Origin of the sequence: Ectothiorhodospira marina (genome assembly GCF_900109495.1) — a bacterium.
Classification (GTDB): domain Bacteria; phylum Pseudomonadota; class Gammaproteobacteria; order Ectothiorhodospirales; family Ectothiorhodospiraceae; genus Ectothiorhodospira; species Ectothiorhodospira marina.
In genome coordinates this window covers 65,669-86,242 of sequence record NZ_FOAA01000007.1, presented here as the reverse complement: position 1 = coordinate 86,242, position 20,574 = coordinate 65,669, and the positions used below count along the sequence as shown (strand labels likewise).

16 protein-coding genes and 1 tRNA gene are annotated in these 20,574 nt (G+C 64.3%); 5 read left to right on the top strand and 12 right to left on the bottom strand.

Annotated elements, in window-relative coordinates:
• Positions 1-4 precede the first annotated feature (4 nt).
• The 12 genes from BMY52_RS07815 to BMY52_RS15940 form a co-directional block, all read right to left on the bottom strand.
• Positions 5-751 carry a capsule biosynthesis GfcC family protein gene (locus BMY52_RS07815; RefSeq protein WP_177169896.1) on the bottom strand — a complete coding sequence of 249 codons (747 nt, stop codon included), beginning with the start codon at positions 749-751 and terminating at the stop codon, positions 5-7.
• A 58-nt stretch (positions 752-809) separates the two neighbouring features.
• Positions 810-1,406 (bottom strand): YjbF family lipoprotein, encoded by a 597-nt coding sequence (locus BMY52_RS07810; RefSeq protein WP_177169895.1) that lies wholly within the window; start codon positions 1,404-1,406, stop codon positions 810-812.
• A gap of 162 nt (positions 1,407-1,568) precedes the next feature.
• On the bottom strand, positions 1,569-1,829 hold the full coding sequence (locus BMY52_RS07805; protein WP_090253047.1) for a hypothetical protein: 261 nt from the start codon (positions 1,827-1,829) through the stop codon (positions 1,569-1,571).
• A gap of 162 nt (positions 1,830-1,991) precedes the next feature.
• Positions 1,992-2,978: a Wzz/FepE/Etk N-terminal domain-containing protein gene (locus BMY52_RS07800; protein WP_090253218.1), complete on the bottom strand. Its 987-nt coding sequence runs from the start codon at positions 2,976-2,978 to the stop codon at positions 1,992-1,994.
• 24 nt (positions 2,979-3,002) lie between these two features.
• Entirely contained in the window at positions 3,003-5,540 is a 2,538-nt protein-coding gene (locus tag BMY52_RS07795) for an SLBB domain-containing protein (RefSeq protein ID WP_090253044.1), read from the bottom strand.
• Between the two features lie 15 nt (positions 5,541-5,555).
• A complete protein-coding gene (locus BMY52_RS07790; RefSeq protein ID WP_177169894.1) occupies positions 5,556-6,803 on the bottom strand; it encodes a capsule assembly Wzi family protein in 1,248 nt (415 codons plus the stop codon).
• 382 nt (positions 6,804-7,185) lie between these two features.
• Positions 7,186-8,586 (bottom strand): sigma-54 interaction domain-containing protein, encoded by a 1,401-nt coding sequence (locus BMY52_RS07785; RefSeq protein WP_177169893.1) that lies wholly within the window; start codon positions 8,584-8,586, stop codon positions 7,186-7,188.
• Positions 8,587-8,848: 262 nt separating this feature from the next.
• Positions 8,849-8,922 (bottom strand) — tRNA-Gln (locus tag BMY52_RS07780).
• A gap of 72 nt (positions 8,923-8,994) precedes the next feature.
• On the bottom strand, positions 8,995-9,387 hold the full coding sequence (gene rpsI, locus BMY52_RS07775; RefSeq protein WP_090253038.1) for a 30S ribosomal protein S9: 393 nt from the start codon (positions 9,385-9,387) through the stop codon (positions 8,995-8,997).
• 61 nt (positions 9,388-9,448) lie between these two features.
• Positions 9,449-9,877, bottom strand: coding sequence for a 50S ribosomal protein L13 (rplM, locus tag BMY52_RS07770; protein WP_090253036.1), 429 nt, complete (start codon positions 9,875-9,877; stop codon positions 9,449-9,451).
• A gap of 74 nt (positions 9,878-9,951) precedes the next feature.
• Entirely contained in the window at positions 9,952-10,593 is a 642-nt protein-coding gene (coq7, locus tag BMY52_RS07765) for a 2-polyprenyl-3-methyl-6-methoxy-1,4-benzoquinone monooxygenase (RefSeq protein WP_090253033.1), read from the bottom strand.
• 476 nt (positions 10,594-11,069) lie between these two features.
• Positions 11,070-12,785 carry a (Fe-S)-binding protein gene (locus BMY52_RS15940; protein ID WP_425429227.1) on the bottom strand — a complete coding sequence of 572 codons (1,716 nt, stop codon included), beginning with the start codon at positions 12,783-12,785 and terminating at the stop codon, positions 11,070-11,072.
• Between the two features lie 162 nt (positions 12,786-12,947).
• Between BMY52_RS15940 and BMY52_RS07755 the strand changes: the two genes are divergently transcribed.
• The 5 genes from BMY52_RS07755 to BMY52_RS07735 all read left to right on the top strand — a co-directional run bounded on the left by BMY52_RS07755 (position 12,948) and on the right by BMY52_RS07735 (position 20,267).
• Positions 12,948-13,685, top strand: coding sequence for a DUF481 domain-containing protein (locus BMY52_RS07755; RefSeq protein ID WP_090253030.1), 738 nt, complete (start codon positions 12,948-12,950; stop codon positions 13,683-13,685).
• 1 nt (position 13,686) lies between these two features.
• Positions 13,687-13,992, top strand: coding sequence for a (2Fe-2S) ferredoxin domain-containing protein (locus BMY52_RS07750; RefSeq protein WP_090253027.1), 306 nt, complete (start codon positions 13,687-13,689; stop codon positions 13,990-13,992).
• A 324-nt stretch (positions 13,993-14,316) separates the two neighbouring features.
• Positions 14,317-15,897, top strand: a complete 1,581-nt coding sequence (gene purH / locus BMY52_RS07745; protein WP_090253024.1) for a bifunctional phosphoribosylaminoimidazolecarboxamide formyltransferase/IMP cyclohydrolase — start codon at positions 14,317-14,319, stop codon at positions 15,895-15,897.
• A gap of 368 nt (positions 15,898-16,265) precedes the next feature.
• Positions 16,266-17,558 (top strand): phosphoribosylamine--glycine ligase, encoded by a 1,293-nt coding sequence (gene purD, locus BMY52_RS07740; RefSeq protein ID WP_090253021.1) that lies wholly within the window; start codon positions 16,266-16,268, stop codon positions 17,556-17,558.
• Positions 17,559-17,792: 234 nt separating this feature from the next.
• Positions 17,793-20,267, top strand: coding sequence for a glycogen/starch/alpha-glucan phosphorylase (locus BMY52_RS07735; protein ID WP_177169892.1), 2,475 nt, complete (start codon positions 17,793-17,795; stop codon positions 20,265-20,267).
• The last annotated feature ends 307 nt before the right edge of the window (positions 20,268-20,574 follow it).

Sequence of the window (20,574 nt, the reverse complement as noted above, 5' to 3'; positions counted from 1 at the left end):
GTTTTCAGTCCCTGACCTGAATTGACAGAACCGTGCACTGATCACTGGGCAACCGCGTGCCCAGATAGGCGGGGAGATGCTCGTTGAGCCAGACCCCGTCGGGATCCTCGCCTGGCCACTCAAGGATGAGTCTTGCCCCGGGGGGCAGCGGGGCGTCTTCCCGGTTCCAGGCGGCCACGCCAAGGCGTCGGACCTGGCCCCGGGTATCCACCAGGGCGGCGTTGTCCACACGGCGCCGGGCTGCTGCCGGCAAGGCCCGGACAACGCTGCTCACGCTCATGCCCGGCTCCCAGGGCACACGTTCAACCCCCTCAAGTGTCCATAGCTCCACCCAGGTGGGCGGGGTGCAGTGACCATAGTGGCGGATGAGATTCAGGGACGGATCATGGCGCGGGGCCGCCAGCAGGCCGGCGGGGTCGGCCCTGCCATGGGAACGACCCGGCTGGTCGACCTGTGCCCGCAGTTGACCCCGCCAGGCAGCGGGGGTGCCTTCGGGCACTCGCGGCCCCCGCCCCGTACCCACCCGCTCCTCCAGGCGCTGCAAGCGCTCAAGGAGTTCCCGTGCCTGATCCTGCTGGGCTGGCTCGTCCCGATGAAGCTGGAAAAAGGCATAACCGGGATGCTCGGGTGCCTCACCGCTGGCGAGCCATTGCTGGCTCAGGGTTGGGGAAGCGGCAGCGGCAGGCCATGCGCCCAGGCCGGCAACCGCCGCGACCATCCAGATCAGAGGTGTACGTGCAAGGAGCGACATGGGGCAATCCTGGAGCAGGCGCTTGGGGGCATGCGTGCGGTCATGGGTCGAGGCGGTTTCAGGGAGCATCCCTTGGGGGGGCATCAGCATTCGGGGTAGCCGACCACCAGGGACGTGCCACTTGCCAGTTCAGGGCGGGGCCGCCCGGCCACTGACGGGTTTCACCGGCCCATACGCGCTGACTGTCCGGTGAGAGGTGAAAGACATTCACTTGCCTACCGAATCCTTCCCAGCGGATGGTTTCCTCACAGCGCCGCAGTTCCAACGTGCGCAGGGGCAATTCCACGGATGCGGGGGCGGCGCATGCCCAGTGGGCCTCGCCCACCGCCACATGCTCCTGGTCCTGTGGGTCGACCCAATGGGCTCGTACGCGATAGGTGTCTGCATCGCCCTGAGGCGTGGGCAGGTCATTCTCCAGCCGTTCCAGGCTGAGCAAGCGCCCCTCAAGCCCGGCCGTGGCAAACGGGCGGCCATCACGAAACTGGAAGGTGACCCGGTTGCTGGACTGCCAGTAGGTGTATTCCGGGTCATCCCCCTGGATATAGGCCAGCACCACAAGGGCGGAACTGCGGCCGGCGGTGAGTTCCATGGAGGCATAGGGCAAGTCAGCGGCGCGCTCGGAGAAGTCGGGGGTGCTCCCAAGAAGGGAAGCCATCGTCTCGGCAACCGGATTGACCGCCGAGCCGGTGGCACATCCTCCCGTGATGCCCCCCACCAAAGCCATGAGGGGCAGCCAGGCCCACCCTGCCCCGGGCCCAGACACGCTCAAGGCCGCCCGGAGGCGGCCTTGAGCGGCGTTCATGTTGCCGTACTGCACTTACTCGGTACCGGTTCCCGTGGTGGTGCCCGAGGAGCTACCACTGCTGGAAGAGGCGGCGGCGACAACGCCCACCACAGCCACACCGGTGACGATGGCACCCGTGGTCACGGCGGTGGCGGCGCCTGCGGCACCGGCCCCGGCGGCGGTACCGGTTCCAGCGGTTGCACCCGCTTCACCCCCGGTGGTCTGGGCAAAGGCCAGCGGGGATACCGCCAGCATGGCTGCACTCAGGGCGATTGCTGCGTACTTGCTGCTCATGTTTCTACCTCCTTGCCACTCGATATTCGAGTGTTCTTGATGGGTCGTGGGTATCAACCCACGGGCGATGCGTTGAGGATGCACGCGTCAAACAATACCGCACGAGGGGGTTGCTCACAAGCACCATCCCCCACCCCGGCACGGAACCGGATCACGCTGATGTCAGGCGGAAGAAGATGTCTCCACGGGTGCGCTCCGTGCGCGCGCGGAACGCACCATCTGGCGCACAAACACGGCAAAGACGCCGATCATCCCGCCCAGCACCACGGCAAGCACCGCAATCAGTTTGCGATTGGGCGCACTGGGCATATCCGGCATCATGGGCGGGTCGATGGTGCGAAACACATACTCGCCACGCACGTTGGCCAGCATCATGGTCTGCATTTCCTCTTCGATGAGCTGATAGAACACCTGCCGCATGCCGGCTGCGGAGGTTTCGTCAATCTTGGCCTCCAGATAGGCGATGGTCTGCTCGGCCTCGGTCACGGCCTCATCACGCATGTAATCATTGATGTCCCGCACCAGCCAGGCCACCCAGTCCCGCGTCAACTCGGGCACCTGATGGGTGATGGAGATGCGTAGCAGGCCATCATCGGTGCTCGAGACATTGAGCATGTTGTTCAGTTTGCGATACGCCTCCCATGGCGTGGGCGCCACAGGCTCTTCTTCCCCCAGCCATTGCCCGGTTTCCGGGTTGTAGCGGGACCGATCGATGGTCCAGGTGCCGTCTTCCCGGTTGTATTCCTCCACGGCAAACAGCGGTACCAGCAGGTCGTGGCGTCGGATGAAGTCGATGAGAAAGGCCCGGGATTTGAGGGTTTCCATGGCGATCTTGGCCTCCTGCCCTCCTCCACCGCCCATGCGGACCCCGGCCAACGAGGCCAGCCCCCCCAGACGGCCACTGATATCGGCGCCCCCCTCTTCCTGGGAGGGAGCCAGCAGCGCTTCTGACTGATACTGGTGGGGCTGCATCAGGGCATAGGCCACTCCACCGGCACCAAACAGGAAGACCGAAAGGATGATCCACCATTTGCCTTCCCAGATAACCCCGATGAGTTCCAGCAGATCAATCTCATCGTCACCATGGACCGCCGGTTGCCCCCCCGCATGGGGAGGCGTTGAAACCGGCTGTGCGGATTGTTCATTCATGTTCATACCCCGGGATTCAGCGGATCAGAAACTGTTGATGGCGGCAGCGCCGAGAGCGAGCTGATAGAACACCTGGCTCACACCGCTCCACAACTGCAACTGATCGACCCGGTCCACCTTCAGGGGCACGACGATGGTATCGCCCGGCTGCAACCTGCGACTGGCGCCCTCGTACCAGGCGGAACGCCGCGGCAACCAGACCGAGCCATTGGCCTGGACCACGTAGACCCGCGAGTCATCGGCCTCTCCAGTGGTGCCACCACTGCGTTCCAGATAATCATCCACGGTCAGACCGCTCTGGTGGAGGTGGCTGGTGGCAAACTGCACCTCGCCGAACACGCTCACCGACTGGGGTTGAGGCGGCACGCGCAATTCATCCCCGTCCTGCAGAACGATTTTCTGGGCTGATCTTCCCTCAAGGATGGCGGGCAGGTCGATGACCATGCGCCCCAGGGGTTCGGCCCGCTCAACGGCCGCCAACAACGACTCCAGCTGTCCCACCACCTGGGCGTTTTCCCCGGCGGCCTCCTGGTCCAGCGTGAGGCCGATCAGGTCCCGACGCAGGCGTTGCTGCGCATCATCAAGACGTTCCCGTTCCATTTCGCGCAGTTGTTCCCGGGAAAAGATGGCGCCCGCCGGGTAGGCCACATCCCGCAGGCCACCGGCCCGCTCCAGCAGTTCGCCCAGGGTTTCACCCCGCCGGACGGTATAGTCGCCCGGGAACCGCACTTCGCCATCCAGGGTCACCGTGATGCGCTGACCATATTCGGGCACATGTTTGATCAAAAGCCGATCCCGGCCTTGCAGGTCGGGGCCTTGCCCACTCCCTCGCAGCGCCTCCTCCAGCGATACCGGAATGATGCGCGTGTGGGCCTCCCCCGATTCGGTGCGTTGGAATCGGGCAATCTCGGCCTTGAGGATGTGAGCCGAGTCCAGGAGTCCGCCGGCGGCGGTGATCAGGTCCTTGAGGGTACCGTCGGCCGGCAGGGGATAATCACCGGGGAATCGCACGGCGCCGCCCACGGTGATGACGCGAAGCGGATCACCGGGTCGTGCCTGACGCTCAAGCCGCTCGATGACACTCTCAAGCATGACGGGTCTTGCTGTCATATTCTCCAGGTACTGATCTTCCTGGTGATGGGCGGAGAAGATCAGCACGCGATCCAGATCCTCAAGGCGTGGATCCCGGTCACTGCCGGGGCGGTGGATGGCGTCGCCGGGACTGAACTGATACACCTCGATGCGGCGACGAGGATCGATTTCACGCACGATCAATCCGTAGTCCAGGTCGGCATCCGGATCCAGATCGTGGCTGAGTGAGCCGATCAGGTCGCTGACCCTGAGCCCTGGCTCCCAGCGATAGGATCCCGGCCGCACCACGGCACCCTTGATGGAGACAAACCCTTCCACCAGGTCATTAATGGAACCCACCCGCACCAGATCGCCATTATTGACCGCTGTGCGGGCGCCATTGGACGTTGCCATGTTCACGTCAATCACGTTGCGCTGGCGCCTTTCGGTGACTCTCATCACCTGGGTAAAACGTGGACTGGCATCGGGGGTAAATCCTCCGGCCAGCCTGACCAGGCTCTCCAGGCTCTGGCGCCCATCGAGTTCGTACACCGCGGGTCGGCGCACCTCTCCACGGATGCCGGCCGTGGGGCCCACGGGCGGCACGAAGATCACGTCGCCGGGCTGCAGGCGCAGGTCATTGCGGGTGTCGCCGCGCAACAGCAGGTCGTAGAGGTCCAGATCCCCGACCACCTCACCGCGGCGCTTGAGCTGGATGTTGCGCAAGGAACCGGTGTGTTGCACACCTCCGGACACCATCAGCGCATTGGTGATGGTGGAGAGGGAACTGACGGTGTAGGCACCGGGGTTGCGCGCCTCACCCAGCACGAATACCTGGATGCTGCGCAATTCGCCCAGCCCCACGTGGGATTGGGCGCCGATAAAGGTTTCCTGGATGATGGACTGCAATTGCGACCTGACGTTGTCGAAACTCTGCCCGGCCACCGGGACAGGGCCCACATTGGGCATGTCGATGCTGCCGTCCCGGCTCACCGGTAATTCCATCTGCCGGTTTTCATTGCCCCACATCTGAATTCGTAGGACGTCACCGGGGCCCAGGGTGTACTCCGAAGGAACGGGGATCTGGGTCGCTGGCGCGAAGGTGGTGGGCCGGCCGGCAAAGAGGTCATACCCGAAGGGCTTGAGGCCATCGTAGAGCCTCTCGGCTTGTTCACCGAGGCCGTCAGGATCCTGGATCGGCTGCACGAGGTCCTGCGCGTCGACGGTTTGTGACCGCCCGGTGTCTTGCCTGTCAGCGGTTTGCGACCGCTCCACCCTGGAACCATTGGACGAATAATCGTCAAGATCCACCCCGTGCTCACGGGCCAGGGCCTCCTGCTGTGACCGGGGCAGGCTCCGGAACTGCTCAACCTGCTGCTGGGACACTCCGGGCGGGAGACCCTGAGCAAGCACCTGATTGGACAGGACAGCCGCTGGGGCGATGATGACCAGCACCAGCAGCCAGTAGGTGATTTTTCGTGTGTAGCCCATCTGTCTCTCTATCCATTAAAAGCGATAACGCCACCGCCCGGCCCATTGCCAGCGGTCTTCGTCCTGGTCCAGGGTGCTGAATGCGTGATCCCGCCATTCGCCCCGCAGTTCGAGCCAGCCCCCGAGTGCCGTACGCTGGTAACCGATGCTGGCCGCCCAGAACTGCGTCTCCGCATCCGCCACGGCGTAAGGGATTGGCGCATCGATCAATCGTGAGTCCAGCTGTCCACCCCGATTCAGTTCGGCGCGGGTCAATGATCCGCTCAGGTGATGACCATTGCGGAAAAAATGGTGTAGCCCGAGTGTCACGGCCAGGGCATCACCATCAAAACTTGTGGCCAGATCGCGGCCATTGTAGCGGTATCCGCTGGCGTAGGTGTCGTGTTCATCCCTTGCCGTTTCCACGGCCTCCAGGAACCATTGCTGGTCTGCTCCCCACCAGGGCGTGGTCCAATCCAGACCCAGAAGATGGCTGTGGCGGGAAGAAAATCCGTGGCCATCATCCACCACGCTGGTCTGGGCGTAAACACCTGCCGTGCGGCCACCCAGGGCGAAGCCGTAGCGCATATCCAGTGCCAGGAGGTCCCGTGCGGCGTCATCGTCCTCTTGATCCCGAAACCAGGCATCCCTCAGGCCGGACAGCCCGCCCGATTGGCCGTCCCCACCCCACAACACGGTTCGGCTCGCGCCGATTTCCAGCCCCTGAATCGGCATCATGGTGAGCCGCATGCCACTTAACTGAGTCCCGGACACCTCGCGGTCATCATCCAGCTCCCCCGTGAAGCCCGTCAACTGCCAGGGTCCCATCCAGGAGAGCCCCGGCCATTGGGAGGGTTCGGTCGTTTGGCGCTGGAACCATGCACCCATCACGGGACGGGCATTGGTGGAGAGTACCAGGCTCGATTGCCAGCCGGGCCCCCACCAGCGATCGATGGAGCCGCCCCCCAGCACCCAGCCGCCAATGCGCCCCGCCAGGTAGCTCCCATCGAAGCGTAGTTCAAAGCCTTCCACAGGATCATCGGCATAGGTCAGATCCAGGGCCGCAGCGAAGCGATCTCCTTGCCAGTGCCTGTCCACGCCCAGTTCTGCCTGCTCACGCGGGAGCGCGGCAAAACCGCGTAGCAACGGCGCCTGGGTAGCCCCCCCCAATACGGCTTCGGATGACCATGCACGACGGGTGGCGCGATTGAGTTCAAACTGGACATAGGAGCGCTGGTGAAATACATCGACCTCTGCTCCCGTCCGTCCGGGTGTCAGCCGCACGGCCTGTGCCACATCGGACCAGGGAAGAGGCCAGGTGCTCGTCAATAGGGGGGAATGGCCGGCGTCCGACATCCTTTGCAGGCTGTGTCGCATCCGCACATCACCGGGATCAATCCATGGGGATGCCTGGACTGGCGATGAGGCCGCCACTCCGGCGAGCATGATGACGAGGAACCCGCGGAGGCCACATGGAAGCGGTGAAGACGCCTTGAGCGATTTCACATCAAAAGCCAATGGTATGGGTTCCAGTAGACAAGAAAGTCACTTTGAGGCAGGTCCATGACATGACGGCCCGACTCGCCGGGGGTGATACTCGATGGGCCGTGACATTACCCCATCCAATGGATCGCGGCAAACCCGCCAGGCCCTCGGACGCGGGCATTCAAGGGCCCGAACTCAGACGCTGCAGGTGACGATACAAGGTGCGTTCACTCACCCCCAGGCGCTGAGCGGCCTCGGAACGATGGCCATCGCTGGCCTCCAGGGCGGCACGAATGCGTTCGCGGGTGAGGCCATTGCGGGTGCGGCGAGGTGGCGGGAAAGGCAAGGCATCCGCGCCAGAGGGAACATCGAACGCGTCCTGGGTCGATGGCACAGCGGGGCCCTGACGGGACTGAAAGGCAATATGTTCGGGGAGCACCGGCCCGGGGCCGGCCAGTATTGCCGCGCGACCGATGATGTTCTTGAGTTCGCGGACATTGCCGGGGAACTGATAATCGGTGAGCAGTTCCGCCACGGAGCGGGCCAGAGGCAATTGGTGGGCGCCGCCCGCCTCTTCCAGGAAGTGTTCGGCCAGGGCGATGATATCCTCGCGGCGCTCCCGCAACGGCGGGATGTCCACGGGAAAGGCAGCCAGACGGTAGTAGAGGTCTTCGCGGAACTCGCCCCGAGCGACCATGGCCCCCAGATCCCGGTGGGTGGCGGCCACCACGCGGGCGTCCACGTCGATATAGTCGGTTCCCCCCACGCGGCGGATGCGGGATGCCTCCAGGGCCCGCAGCAGCTTGCTCTGCATGGCCAGGGGCATCTCCCCCACCTCGTCGATGAAGAGCGTCCCCCCCTGGGCGGCCTCGAACAGGCCGATCTTGCGCCGGTCGGCGCCGGTGAATGCCCCCTTTTCATAGCCGAACAGTTCGGCCTCGATCAGTTGTTCACCCAGGGCCGAGCAGTCCACCACCACCAGGGGGCCGTCGGCCCGCTCCGAGCAGCGGTGCAGGTGCTCTGCCACCCGCTCCTTGCCGACCCCACTTTCCCCCAGCAGGAGCACGGTGGCACTGGTGGGGGCCACACGCTCCACCACGTGCATGAGCCTGGCCATGGCCTGGGAGCGACCCACAACCCGTGCTGGCATCTTCTCCTTGTGTGCCTGCGTTCCGTTTTCTGCCAGGAGTTGCAGGCCCACCAGGCCCTCGGCATCGCCTGCCACGCGGCTCATCCGGATCTTCAATGGGCGGGACCGTCCCTGATGGTTGCGGGCCTCCACCCTTTGCTCGGTGACCTGCCCAGCCCCGGACTGGAGCGTCAGCGGGCAGGCGTCGCCGCCGGGACAGGGGCCAGGCCGGCCAAAGAGCAACTCCTGGCAGCCCTGCCCCATCAGCATGCCCCGGGTCTGGGAGAGCAGCCGGGCGGCGGCCTGGTTGGCCGCCACCACACGGTGGGCGTTATCCAGGATGAGAAAGGGTTCGGGAATGAGTTCGATCACCTGTTCCCCGTCTGGGTGAACCAGCGGCGGCGGTGACTGATGCAGTGAAAACATGCGACCCGAGGATGCGGGTGGTTTCACGGGTGGAGTCATGGGAGAGACGATAGCAATCCGGGGGCGGGGGGACAACTGGGAAACAGAAAGGAAAGAAAAGGGGACACCTTTTTGTGGGAGCCGGCCTGCCGGCGATGCGCTGCGACAGCAGCGCCTGGGCCAAGCTATGTGCCCACCGCTTTCGCGGGCGAGGCCCGCTCCCACCGTGAACCTTCCAGGTTCGAACCCTGGAGCACCTCAAACAGATACCCACAGAAAAGGCCCCGCAAGGGGGCCTTTTCTGTGGATATGGCTGGGGGACCAGGATTCGAACCTGGGTTGACGGAGTCAGAGTCCGTAGTCCTACCGCTAGACGATCCCCCAAGGGATGGCTTTAACGCTACAGGATCGGCACTTGACAATTCAAGTGCCGATCCTGGGCAGCAACAGAAAAGCTTAGCGCTTGCTGTACTGCGTGGCGCGGCGGGCCTTGCGCAGGCCGACCTTCTTACGCTCAACCTCACGGGCGTCGCGGGTGAGGTAGCCGAACTCGCGCATCTTGCCGCGCAGGTTTTCGTCGTATTCCACCAGGGCGCGGGCAATGCCCAGGCGGATGGCGCCGGCCTGACCGTTGGCGCCGCCACCGGCGACCGTGGCCACCACGTCGAAGCGATTCAGGTTCTCGGTGACTTCCAGCGGCTGGCGAACCACCATGCGGGAGGTTTCGCGGCCGAAGAACTCTTCCAGCGGCTTCTTGTTGACGACGATGTCACCGTTGCCCGGGCGCAGGAAGACACGCGCAGAGGCCTCTTTGCGGCGTCCGGTTCCGTAGTTCTGGGTTGTTGCCATGGCTTGACCTGCTCTGTGTGCTGTCCGGCGCCGCAACGGGGCGGCGCACGGGTAATGTGATTCAGATATCCAGCGGCTGCGGCTGCTGGGCGGTGTGGCGATGTTCGCTGCCGCCGTAGACCTTCAGCTTCTTGAACATGGCCCGACCCAGAGGGTTCTTGGGCAGCATGCCCTTCACGGCGGTTTCAATCAGCCGCTCGGGGTGGGTGTCCCGGATCTGCTGGGCACTGGCGGATTTCATGTGACCGATGTAACCGGTATGCCGGTAGTACATCTTGTCGGAGTCCTTGTTGCCACTCAGGCGTACCTTGGAGGCATTGACGACCACGATGTAGTCACCGGTGTCCACGTGGGGGGTGTACTCGGGCTTGTGCTTGCCACGCAGGCGACGAGCCAATTCGGTGGCGAGCCGGCCCAGGGTCTTGCCGGAGGCGTCCACCACGTACCAATCGCGGTTGACTTCAGCGGGCTTGGCGCTAAAGGTCTTCATTGCCTGAACTCCAGGGTGGTCTTGAATTACGGAAAGCGCGGAAGTTTAGCTATATCCGCCCACTGTTTCAAGTCTCAAACCCAATACGCGGTCCGGGTCATGACCTTGGCCACCATGGGCATCATCAATCGCCGCACCGGCCAGGGCAGTTGTGCGCCCCCCAGGGACATGGCCAGTTCGCCATGATGGGCTTCGTCGATCTTCATCTGTTCCAGCACGGCGCGAGTGGGGGCATCCTCGGGAACAATGCGCCCCAGATGCTCATCCAGGTGGCGTACCACCTGCTGCTCCGTCTCGTTCACGAACCCCAGGCTCCACTTGTCCCCGGCCGCACCGGCCAGGGCCCCCAGGGTAAACGAGCCGGCATACCATAGGGGGTTGAGCAGGCTGGTGTGCCCATCCAGGAACTCCAGGCGGCGGGAGCACCAGGCCAGGTGATCGTTCTCCTCCCGGGCGGAGCGCTCCATGCGCTGACGCACTTCCTCGCTGCGGGCAGTGAGTGCCTGGCCCTGGTACAGCCCTTGGGCTGCCACCTCGCCGGCGTGATTCACCCGCATCAGGCGGGCGGAGAGCGCCCGTGCGTTGTCATCCAGATCGGGCTCGGGGATCTGCTCGGCGGGATTGGGGCGTTCGGTGGCCCGGGGGCGACCAAACAGCGTACACAGGGCCTCGTCGCACGCAGACAGCAGGCGATCGGTGGGGGAGAGTCGGCGCATGGGTGCAAGTCTCGGGTGGATACCTGACAAGAGTACAGGGTGACACCGCCACCACTCAAGCCGGAACCCTAGTGGGAGCGGCCCTAGTGAAAAGCAGAAAAAGGGGACGGACCCCTTTTTTCGTACGGGCGCTTCGCGAAGCGCCCGGCCGCTGCTTCGGATGCCACTGCGCCTGACTGACAGGGCATGCACCTCGAATACACCGCGCGGGTCGTTCGCGAACGACCCCTACATATCATTCACAACGGTTACAACGGTCATATCGTCGGTCAGCCGGGGTGGCCCTGGGTGGTCCGGGCCTGCGTGAAAAGGGGACGGACCCCTTTTTCGTACGGGCGCTTCGCGAAGCGCCCGGCCGCTGCTTCGGATGCCACTGCGCCTGACTGACAGGGCATGTACCTCGAATACACCGCGCGGGTCGTTCGCGAACGACCCCTACATATCATTCACAACGGTTACAACGGTCATATCGTCGGTCAGCCGGGGTGGCCCTGGGTGGTCCGGGCCTGGAGTAACTCAGCCGGGCCCAGCACCTGGATGGGGAGGCGGCGGCGCTTGAGGCCTGTGACGAAATGGATGGCGCAGCCCACATTGGCGGTGAGCAGTACATCCGGCGCCATCTGCGCCAGGGCATCCAGTTTTGGCGCCAGCAGTTGATCGGCCATTTTAGGATGCGTGAGCATGTAGCTGCCGGCGGCGCCGCAGCACAGGGCATTCTCCGGCAGGGTGAGCACTTCCACACCCGGCAGACGACGGGCCAGGGCCTCCAGGGCCTCGTGTTCCTTGAGGACATGGCGCAGGGTGCACGGGGTGTGTACGGCCACCTTGAGCGGCTCGCGACGCAGCTTCAGGGGCTTGAGATCCTCCTTGGCCAGCAACACGCACAGGTCGGCCACCCGGCCCATCAGGGCATGATCGCCCAACTCGGGGAAGGCATAGGCCTCGGACTTGAGATGTGCCCGGCAGCCGCTGTTCAGGCTGAGCACCGGGCCGCCCTGCCCGCCCATGAGCGCCTGGTTGCGCCGCGCCAGGTCGGCGGCGGCCTTGGGGCGACCGGCGTGCTGGTCCAGAGCACCGCAGCACACCTGTCCCTCGGGGACCGCCACCCGATAACCCAGGCATTCCAGCACCTGACGGGTGGCCTGCACGGCCTGGGCATCCAGGGCCTCGCCGGTGCAGCCGGTGAACAGGGTGATGGCCCGGGCCTGGGCCTGGGTCTGGGCCTTGCCAGTCAACACCGGAAGCTTGTCCTGACTGTTTCCCTGGCCTTTCTCGGCACGCGGCATCTTGGCGACCACCGAGGCAGCCGCGGGCTTCGCGGCGCCCTGACCGGCCGCGCCGTCAGCCTCCTGCCTATCCTGCCTATCCTGCCTATCCTGCCTATCCTGCTTATCCTGCTTATCCTGCTTATCCTGCTTATCCTGCTGACCCTGCTGACCCTGCTGACCCTGCTGACCCTGCTGACCCTGCTGACCCTGCTGACCCTGCCGGGAGGCCTCCTGACGCCCTGCCGGAGGTGCACCAGCGTCCGGCCGCCCTGCCCGTTCCGACTGCGATGATGACGTATCCGCCTCCGGAGCCACCGACTGCTGCGGCGGTCTTGGGGCCGACAGGCTTGGCAGGGGGCGACCGGATGTGTCGGCCGGCGATGTATCCACCCCAGGCGCGGGCAACCGGGGCACCTCTTTCACGGGAATGACCCGAAGGCCCCGGGTCAGCGGCATGCCCAGGACGTAGGAAGCTGCCCGGGCCATCCCGGGACGGCGACGGGAGCCCAGCCAGCTGGCCAGGCGCACCAGGCCCAGCATCTGTGCCAAACGGAAGGAACGCGCCGCCACGCGCCGACCCCGCTCGTGGCGCAGCAGGTAGCCCTTCATCGGCCCGCGACCGCCTGGGGGGATCAATTCGGCACGTGCCGCGTCCATGAGACGCCCGAAGGGCACCAGGGAGGGGCACACCGCCTCGCAGGCCCGGCATTGCACGCAGCTCTCCAGATGCCGGCGCACCGCCGCATCATCCTGAAGATGGCCCTGCATCAGCCCCTGCATGAGCGTGATCCGACCCCTGGGCGAGTCTCCCTCGTCCAGGGTGACCCGATAGGTGGGGCAATGAGGCAGACACAGGCCGCACTTGACGCACAGGTCCGTATCCTCGAGGGACGTATAGTCCTTCTTCCGGGGCGCGAAGGGCACCAGGGAGGATCCGGGTTTCCGCGCGGGTGCTGGTTGGGATCTGCGGAACAGGGCAAGGGGATTCATGCGGTGCTGACTCGGGTTGGGTTTCAGGCGGTGACCGAGAACTGCAAGCGGCGGATCTGTTAGGGTTCGCCCTCAAACTGGATCATAAAGGGAGTGATGAACGTGTTTCGTACGCGGTTGCTTTGCGCCTATTGTAGCAGTGCCTTGATGCTGGTCTCCCCCATCCTGTCCGCCGAGTGGGGAGAAGATGCAGGCTGGAGCGGAGATGCGGAGTTCGGGGCCATGCTCTCCACTGGCAACACCGATGCGCAGAACATCACCGCGCGCAGCCGCCTGCGCTACGAAATCCCCCTGTGGCGACACACGTTGCAGCTGGAGGCTTATAGCGGCTCGGAGGATGGTGCAACCACCCAGGAACGCTACCTGGGCACCTTCCAGACGGATCGCAAACTCACCGAACGGGATTACCTGTTCGGGGTGCTGCGCGGCGAGAAGGATCGCTTCAGCGGCTATGATTACCAACGCGCCCTGTCGGCAGGCTACGGTCGCCGCGTGGCCGATACCGAACACTTCCGACTGGACCTGGAGGCGGGTGCCGGTCTGCGGCAGGCTCGACTTGAAGGGGGGGGAAACGAAGATGAAACGATCCTTCGAGGCGCTGGCGCCCTGGATTACCGCATCAACGACGCCCTGCGCTTCACGGAGGACCTGCTGATCCAGGCGGGCGACAACAATACCGAGGTGGAATCCATCAGCGCCCTGCGCTATCGCCTGAATGACAAGTTCACCACTCGATTTGCCCTCACAGTGAAGCATAATACCGATGTGCCCGAGGATCGGGAAAAGACGGATACCGTCACCTCCATCAGCCTGGTCTACGATCTGTGGAACTGATATGGCCTATTACAAGCGACACATCTTCTTCTGCACCAACGACCGTGACGACGGCAACTGCTGCGAGCACTTCCGCGCCAGCGAGCTGCGCAACCACGCCAAGCAACGCGCCAAGGCCCTGAACCTCACCGGCAAGGGCGGCGTGCGGGTAAACGTGGCTGGCTGCCTGGATCGCTGCAACGAGGGACCGGTGGCCGTCGTCTACCCGGAAGGGGTCTGGTACACATTTGCGGATGAGCAGGACATCGACGAGATCGTCGATGAGCACCTGCAGCATGGACGGGTGGTGGAGCGTCTCAAGCTCTGATGGCCGCACCCCGATGGTGCATCGCACCATTCATCCCCGGAGTCCGGCCGCTCATCACCCAGATCGCGGCTAACCCACTGTGGGGCTTGACATGTGCACTGCAGCATACGATATTAGAGCCATACTGTTTCCTGGAGCAATTCCGGGGTTCGGTATACTCCTCCATCCTCCTTTGGTGGTTTTGGCGCGGCTCCTCAAGCCGCGCTTTTTTTTGGCCGATCGTCAGGGTCAGGCCCTTTCGCAGCAGCCTGGCATCGTTGGCCTTGTGCTGTGCCCGCCGCGTATAATTCCCGTTTTTTTCGCCCCCAACCGTAGTAGACGACCATGACCCAAGCCGATTCCCGACCCGTGACCCGCGCCCTGATCAGCGTTTCCGACAAGACGGGGCTGCTGCCCTTTGCCCAGGCCCTGGCCGGGCGCGGAGTGGAGATCCTCTCCACCGGCGGCACCGCCCGTTTGCTGGCCGAGGCTGGCGTGCCCGTCAAGGAGGTGTCGGCCCACACCGGCTTCCCCGAGATGATGGCCGGGCGGGTGAAGACCCTGCACCCGAAGATTCACGGGGGCATCCTGGGTCGTCGCGGCGTGGACGATGAGGCCATGCAGGCACATGACATCCCGCCCATCGACCTGGTGGTGGTGAATCTGTACCCGTTCGAGGCCACCGTGGCCAAGCCCGACTGCACCCTGGAAGACGCCATCGAGAACATCGACATTGGCGGACCCGCCATGGTGCGGGCCGCGGCCAAGAATCACGCCTCGGTGGGCATCGTCGTGGACCCGGCCGACTACGATCGGGTGCTCGACGCCCTGGAGAGCGGCAACGGTGCCCTACCCCAACGCCTGCGCTTTGAACTGGCGGCCAAGGCCTATGCCCATACCGGTCGCTATGACAGCGCCATCGCCAACTATCTGACCACCATGGCCGAGGACGGCAGCCGTGAGGCCTTCCCGGGTACCTTCTCGGTGCAGTTCGAGAAGGCCCTGGACCTGCGTTACGGGGAGAACCCGCACCAGGCCGCCGCCTTCTACCGTGAGCACCAGCCCGCCGAGGCCGGCGTGGCCTCGGCCCGGCAGATCCAGGGCAAGGCCCTGTCCTTCAACAATATTGCCGATACCGATGCCGCCCTGGAGTGCGTGAAGCAGTTTGCCGAGCCGGCCTGCGTGATCGTCAAGCATGCCAACCCCTGCGGCGTGGCGGTGGCCCATGACTGCCTCTCCGCCTATGACAAGGCCTTTCAGACCGACCCCACCTCCGCCTTCGGCGGCATCATCGCCTTCAACCGCCCCCTGGACGGCGCCACGGCCCAGGCCATCGTCGCCCGCCAGTTCGTGGAGGTGATCATCGCCCCGCAGGTGCTGCCCGAGGCGGCCCAGGCCGTGGCCGGCAAGCCCAATGTGCGCCTGCTGGAGTGCGGTCAGTGGGATGACAACCCCTCGCCCGCCTGGGACTTCAAGCGCGTCAATGGCGGCCTGCTGGTCCAGGATCGCGACCTGGGGCAGGTGCTGGCAGCAGACCTGCGCCAGGTGTCCGAGCGGGCCCCTACCGTGCAGGAGCAGTCGGATCTGCTGTTTGCCTGGCGGGCGGCGAAGTTCGTCAAGTCCAATGCGATTGTCTATGTGCGCGACGGCCAGACCATCGGCGTGGGTGCCGGGCAGATGAGCCGGGTGTATTCCGCCCGCATCGCCGGGATCAAGGCCGCCGATGAGAACCTGCAGGTGGCCGGCTCGGTGATGGCCTCGGACGCCTTCTTCCCCTTCCGCGACGGCATCGATGCCGCCCACGAGGCGGGCATCACCGCCGTGATCCAGCCCGGCGGCTCCATGCGGGACGAAGAGGTCATCGCCGCCGCCAACGAGCACGGCATGGCGATGATGTTCACCGGCATGCGCCACTTCCGGCACTAGGCGCAAGGCCCTGACAATCCGGGACAGCCCTGGGACAATCCAGGAGGCCCCGAACAATGTGGGAGCGGCCCTTGGCCGCGAAAGGGGCATGCAGGGTTCATGGGCTCCGCCTTTCGCGGCCGGGGGCCGCTCCCACAAGGGCGGGGGCTCCGGTGTCGTTCGGAAGAGCGTGGGAGCGGCCCTTGGCCGCGAAAGGAGTACGGAAAAATGGCGGAAAATGGGGATAGGAAAAATGGGGACAGACCCCTTTTTGGCCTTGCAGAAAACAGGTCCCAAAAAAAGGGGGGGGCAAAAAGGGGTCTGTCCCCATTTTTCGGGGCCGCTCCCGCGGTGAATAATTGACTTTGAGTGGTATTGAGGTGCCAACAGTGAAGATCCTGATCATCGGTAACGGCGGCCGTGAACACGCCCTGGCCTGGAAGGTGGCCCAGTCGGACCGGGTGGGGCGTGTCTTCGTGGCGCCGGGCAACGCGGGCACGGCGCGCGAGCCCAAGTGTGAGAACACCCCCATCGAGGCCACCGACATCGACGCCCTGCTCTCCTTTGCCCAAGAGCAAGGCATCGACCTGACCCTCGTCGGCCCTGAGGCCCCCCTGGTGGCGGGTATCGTGGATGCCTTTCAGGCCCAGGGCCTGGCCATCTTCGGGCCCAGCCGGGCCTCCGCCCAGCTGGAGGGCTCCAAGGCCTTCTCCAAGGACTTTCTGGCCCGGCATCACATCCCCACCGCCGCCTATGGCAGCTTCACCGACCTGGACGCGGCCCTGGCCTACCTGCAGCAACAGGGCGCCCCCATCGTGGTCAAGGCCGATGGCCTGGCGGCCGGCAAGGGGGTGATCCTGGCTCAGACCCTGGAGGAGGCCGAGGCCGCCGTGCGCGACATGCTGGCGGGCAACGCCTTCGGCGCCGCCGGCAGTCGGGTGGTGATCGAGGAGTTCCTGCAGGGTGAGGAGGCCAGCTTCATCTGCATGGTGGACGGTGAACACGTGCTGCCCATGGCCAGCTCCCAGGACCACAAGGCCCGGGACAATGGCGATCAAGGCCCCAACACCGGCGGCATGGGGGCCTACTCCCCGGCACCGGTGGTCACCCCGGAGATCCACGATCGGATCATGGAACAGGTGATCCTGCCCACGGTGCGAGGTATGGCGGCCGAGGGTCATCCCTATACCGGTTTCCTCTATGCGGGGGTGATGATCGATGCCCAGGGCATCCCCAAGGTGCTGGAATTCAACTGCCGCTTCGGAGACCCGGAAACCCAGCCCATCCTCATGCGCCTGCGCTCCGACCTGGTGGATCTGGTGGAGGCGGCCCTGGCGGGACGTCTGGATCAGGTAGCCGCCGACTGGGATCCACGCGCCGCCCTGGGGGTGGTCCTGGCGGCCGGGGGCTATCCCGGGAGTTACCGCAAGGGGGACGAGGTCCTGGGGCTGGATACGGACACGGGAACCGACGCCAAGATCTTTCATGCCGGCACGACCGAGCAGGATGGCAAGGTGGTCACCCAGGGGGGGCGGGTGCTGTGCGCGGTGGGCCTGGGGGACCGGGTCAGCGATGCCCAGGCCAGGGCCTATGCCCTGGCACGCAACATCTGCTGGTGGGACGTGTATTATCGCACCGACATCGGCCATCGCGCGGTGGCCCGGGAATCGACGGGAGCGTAATTCCGGGCAACCCGTCAACCGGACGCCTGGGCCCGGGCCGTTCCCGAACGGCCCGTACGCGCTTGATAAGACACCCACCCAACACCCACCACGGCCCCCTGTACGGGCCGTTCGGGAACGGCCCCGCCGGAGCCGGCCTGAACCGCGATTCTACCGTCTGGCTCACCCCTTGCCAGTGAGCGCGTAAGTCCGGAGACTGGATACAGAACCTACCACCCCCACGGATACAGGCCTATGAAAAAGCTGGAAATGGTGCACGACTACGACCCGACCCCGTTGTCTTGCGACAAGGACGCACTCAAGGACTCCATCCGCGAGGCACTGATACACACCGTGGGCAAGGACCCGCTTAACGCGACCCGGCGCGACTGGCTGCAGGCCGTGTCCTACGCCGCCCGCGAACGCATCATCGAGCGCCGCATGTACACCAAGCGCCTGTTCAATCAGGAACAGGTGAAGCGGGTGTACTATCTCTCCATGGAATACCTCATCGGCCGCATGCTGGTGAACAGCCTGATGAATCTCGGCTTCTACGAGAACTGCAAGGAGGCCCTCCAGGAGATGGGCGTGGACCTCCATGAGATCGTCGGCCTGGAATCGGACGCTGCCCTGGGCAATGGTGGCCTGGGCCGGCTGGCGGCCTGCATCCTGGACTCCATGGCCACCCAATGCCTGCCCGGCTACGGTTATGGCATCCGCTATGAGTTCGGCATGTTCCATCAGCATGTGGAAGAAGGCGAGCAGGTGGAACACCCGGACAACTGGCTGCGCTACGGCAATCCCTGGGAGTTTCCGCGCCCGGAAAAGATCTACCCGGTGCACTTCTATGGCTACGTGGTGGAGCACCGTGAACGGGGTGTCACCCGGCATCACTGGGAGGATGGCGAAGAGGTCATCGCCATGGCCTACGACCTGCCCACCCCAGGCTTTGGCAACAAGAACGTGAACAACCTGCGGCTGTGGGCTGCCAAGGCCACCCGGGACTTCGACCTGGATTATTTCAACGAGGGCGATTACATCCGCGCAGTGCAGGAGAAGATCGAGTCGGAAACCATCTCCATGGTGCTCTACCCCAACGATGCCACCGCCGTTGGCCGGGAACTGCGCCTGAAGCAGGAGTATTTCTTTGTCTCCGCCTCCATCCAGGACATCGTGTCGCGCCATCTCCAGCTGGGCTATGGCATGAAGGAGCTGCCCGACAAGGTGGCCATCCAGCTCAACGACACCCACCCGGCCATCGCCATCGCGGAACTCATGCGCCTGCTGGTGGACCAGCATCATGTGCCCTGGAAGCAGGCCTGGCAGATCACCTGCGGGGTGTTCTCCTATACCAACCACACCCTGATGCCCGAGGCCCTGGAGACCTGGCCGGTACACCTGATGGAGCGGGTACTGCCACGGCACATGCAGATCATCTACGAGATCAATTTCCACTTCCTCAACGAGGTGCGCCACAACTTCCCTGGCGACAATGACATCGTCCAGCGCCTGTCCATCATCGACGAGGCCAATGGCCGGCGGGTGCGCATGGCCCATCTGGCCGTGGTGGGCAGCCATAGGGTCAACGGGGTGGCGGCCCTGCACACCCAGTTGCTGAAGAAAAACCTGTTCCGGGATTTTCACCGCCTGTGGCCGGGTCGTTTCGTGAGCATCACCAATGGGATCACGCCGCGGCTATGGCTGAACCAGGCCAACCCGGATCTGCGTGACCTGATCAGTGAACACATCGGCGACAAGTGGGTGATGGACCTGCAGCAGTTGGCCCAGCTGGAGCCCCTGATCGACAACCCGGGCTTCCGGGAGCGCTTCCAGCAGGTAAAACGCTCCAACAAGCAGCGCCTTGCCGCCATGATCAAGACTGAGCTGGGGCTGACGGTGAACCCGGACGCCATGTTCGATGTGCAGATCAAGCGCATCCATGAGTACAAGCGCCAGCTCCTGAACGTGCTGCATATCATCAACTATTACAACCGCATCCGTGACGGTTGCACGGAAGAGCAGGTGGAGCGGGTGAGCATCTTTGCCGGCAAGGCAGCGCCTTCGTATGTGCGCGCCAAGCAGATCATTCATCTGATCAACGATGTGGCCGATGTGGTCAACCACGACCCGGTGGTGGCCGGCAAACAACAGGTGGCTTTCATCCCCAACTATGATGTGAGCAGTGCCTCGATCATCATCCCGGCGGCAGATTTATCGGAGCAGATCTCCACAGCCGGGACCGAGGCCTCGGGGACGGGCAACATGAAGCTGGCCCTCAACGGGGCCATGACCATCGGCACCCTGGACGGCGCCAATATCGAGATTCGTCAGGCTGTGGGCGAAGAAAACATCTTCATCTTTGGCCTGAACGCGGACGAGGTGGATCAGTTGCGAGCCGAGGGTTACCGACCACGGGATTACTACGAGTCCAATCAGGAGCTGCGCCGGGCACTGGACATGATCCGTGATGGATTCTTCTCACCCTCTGATCCCGGACGCTACCGGGATCTGGTGGATCATCTGCTGGAGGTGGACACCTTCATGGTGCTGGCGGACTACGAGTCCTATATCCGCGAGCAGGAGCGGGTGGATGAACTCTACCGGGATCAGGAGGCCTGGACGCGACACGCCATGCTCAATACTGCACGCATGGGCTATTTCTCCATCGACCGGACGGTGGCGGAGTATGCCGAGAAGGTGTGGGGGATCACGCCGGAGGGATGGGACTGACTGGCGGGACTGAGCCCGAGGGGCAGCAAGGGTCGTTCACGAACGACCCGTACGCTCTACGATGGCCCGTATGACATGAAGACACACGGATACGTAGGGGTCGTTCGCGAACGACCCGGGCGCTCTACGATGCTCCGTATGGCATGGAGACACACGGGTAACGTAGGGGTCGTTCGCGAACGACCCGGGCGGTGTGTCTGACTGCCAAGACCTGTCGGATGGGTACGATGACAACCTCGGCACCGGCCGGGCGCTTCGCGAAGCGCCCCTACGGGATGGTGTCCGCGGGGAAGGCTTTCTGCGACAC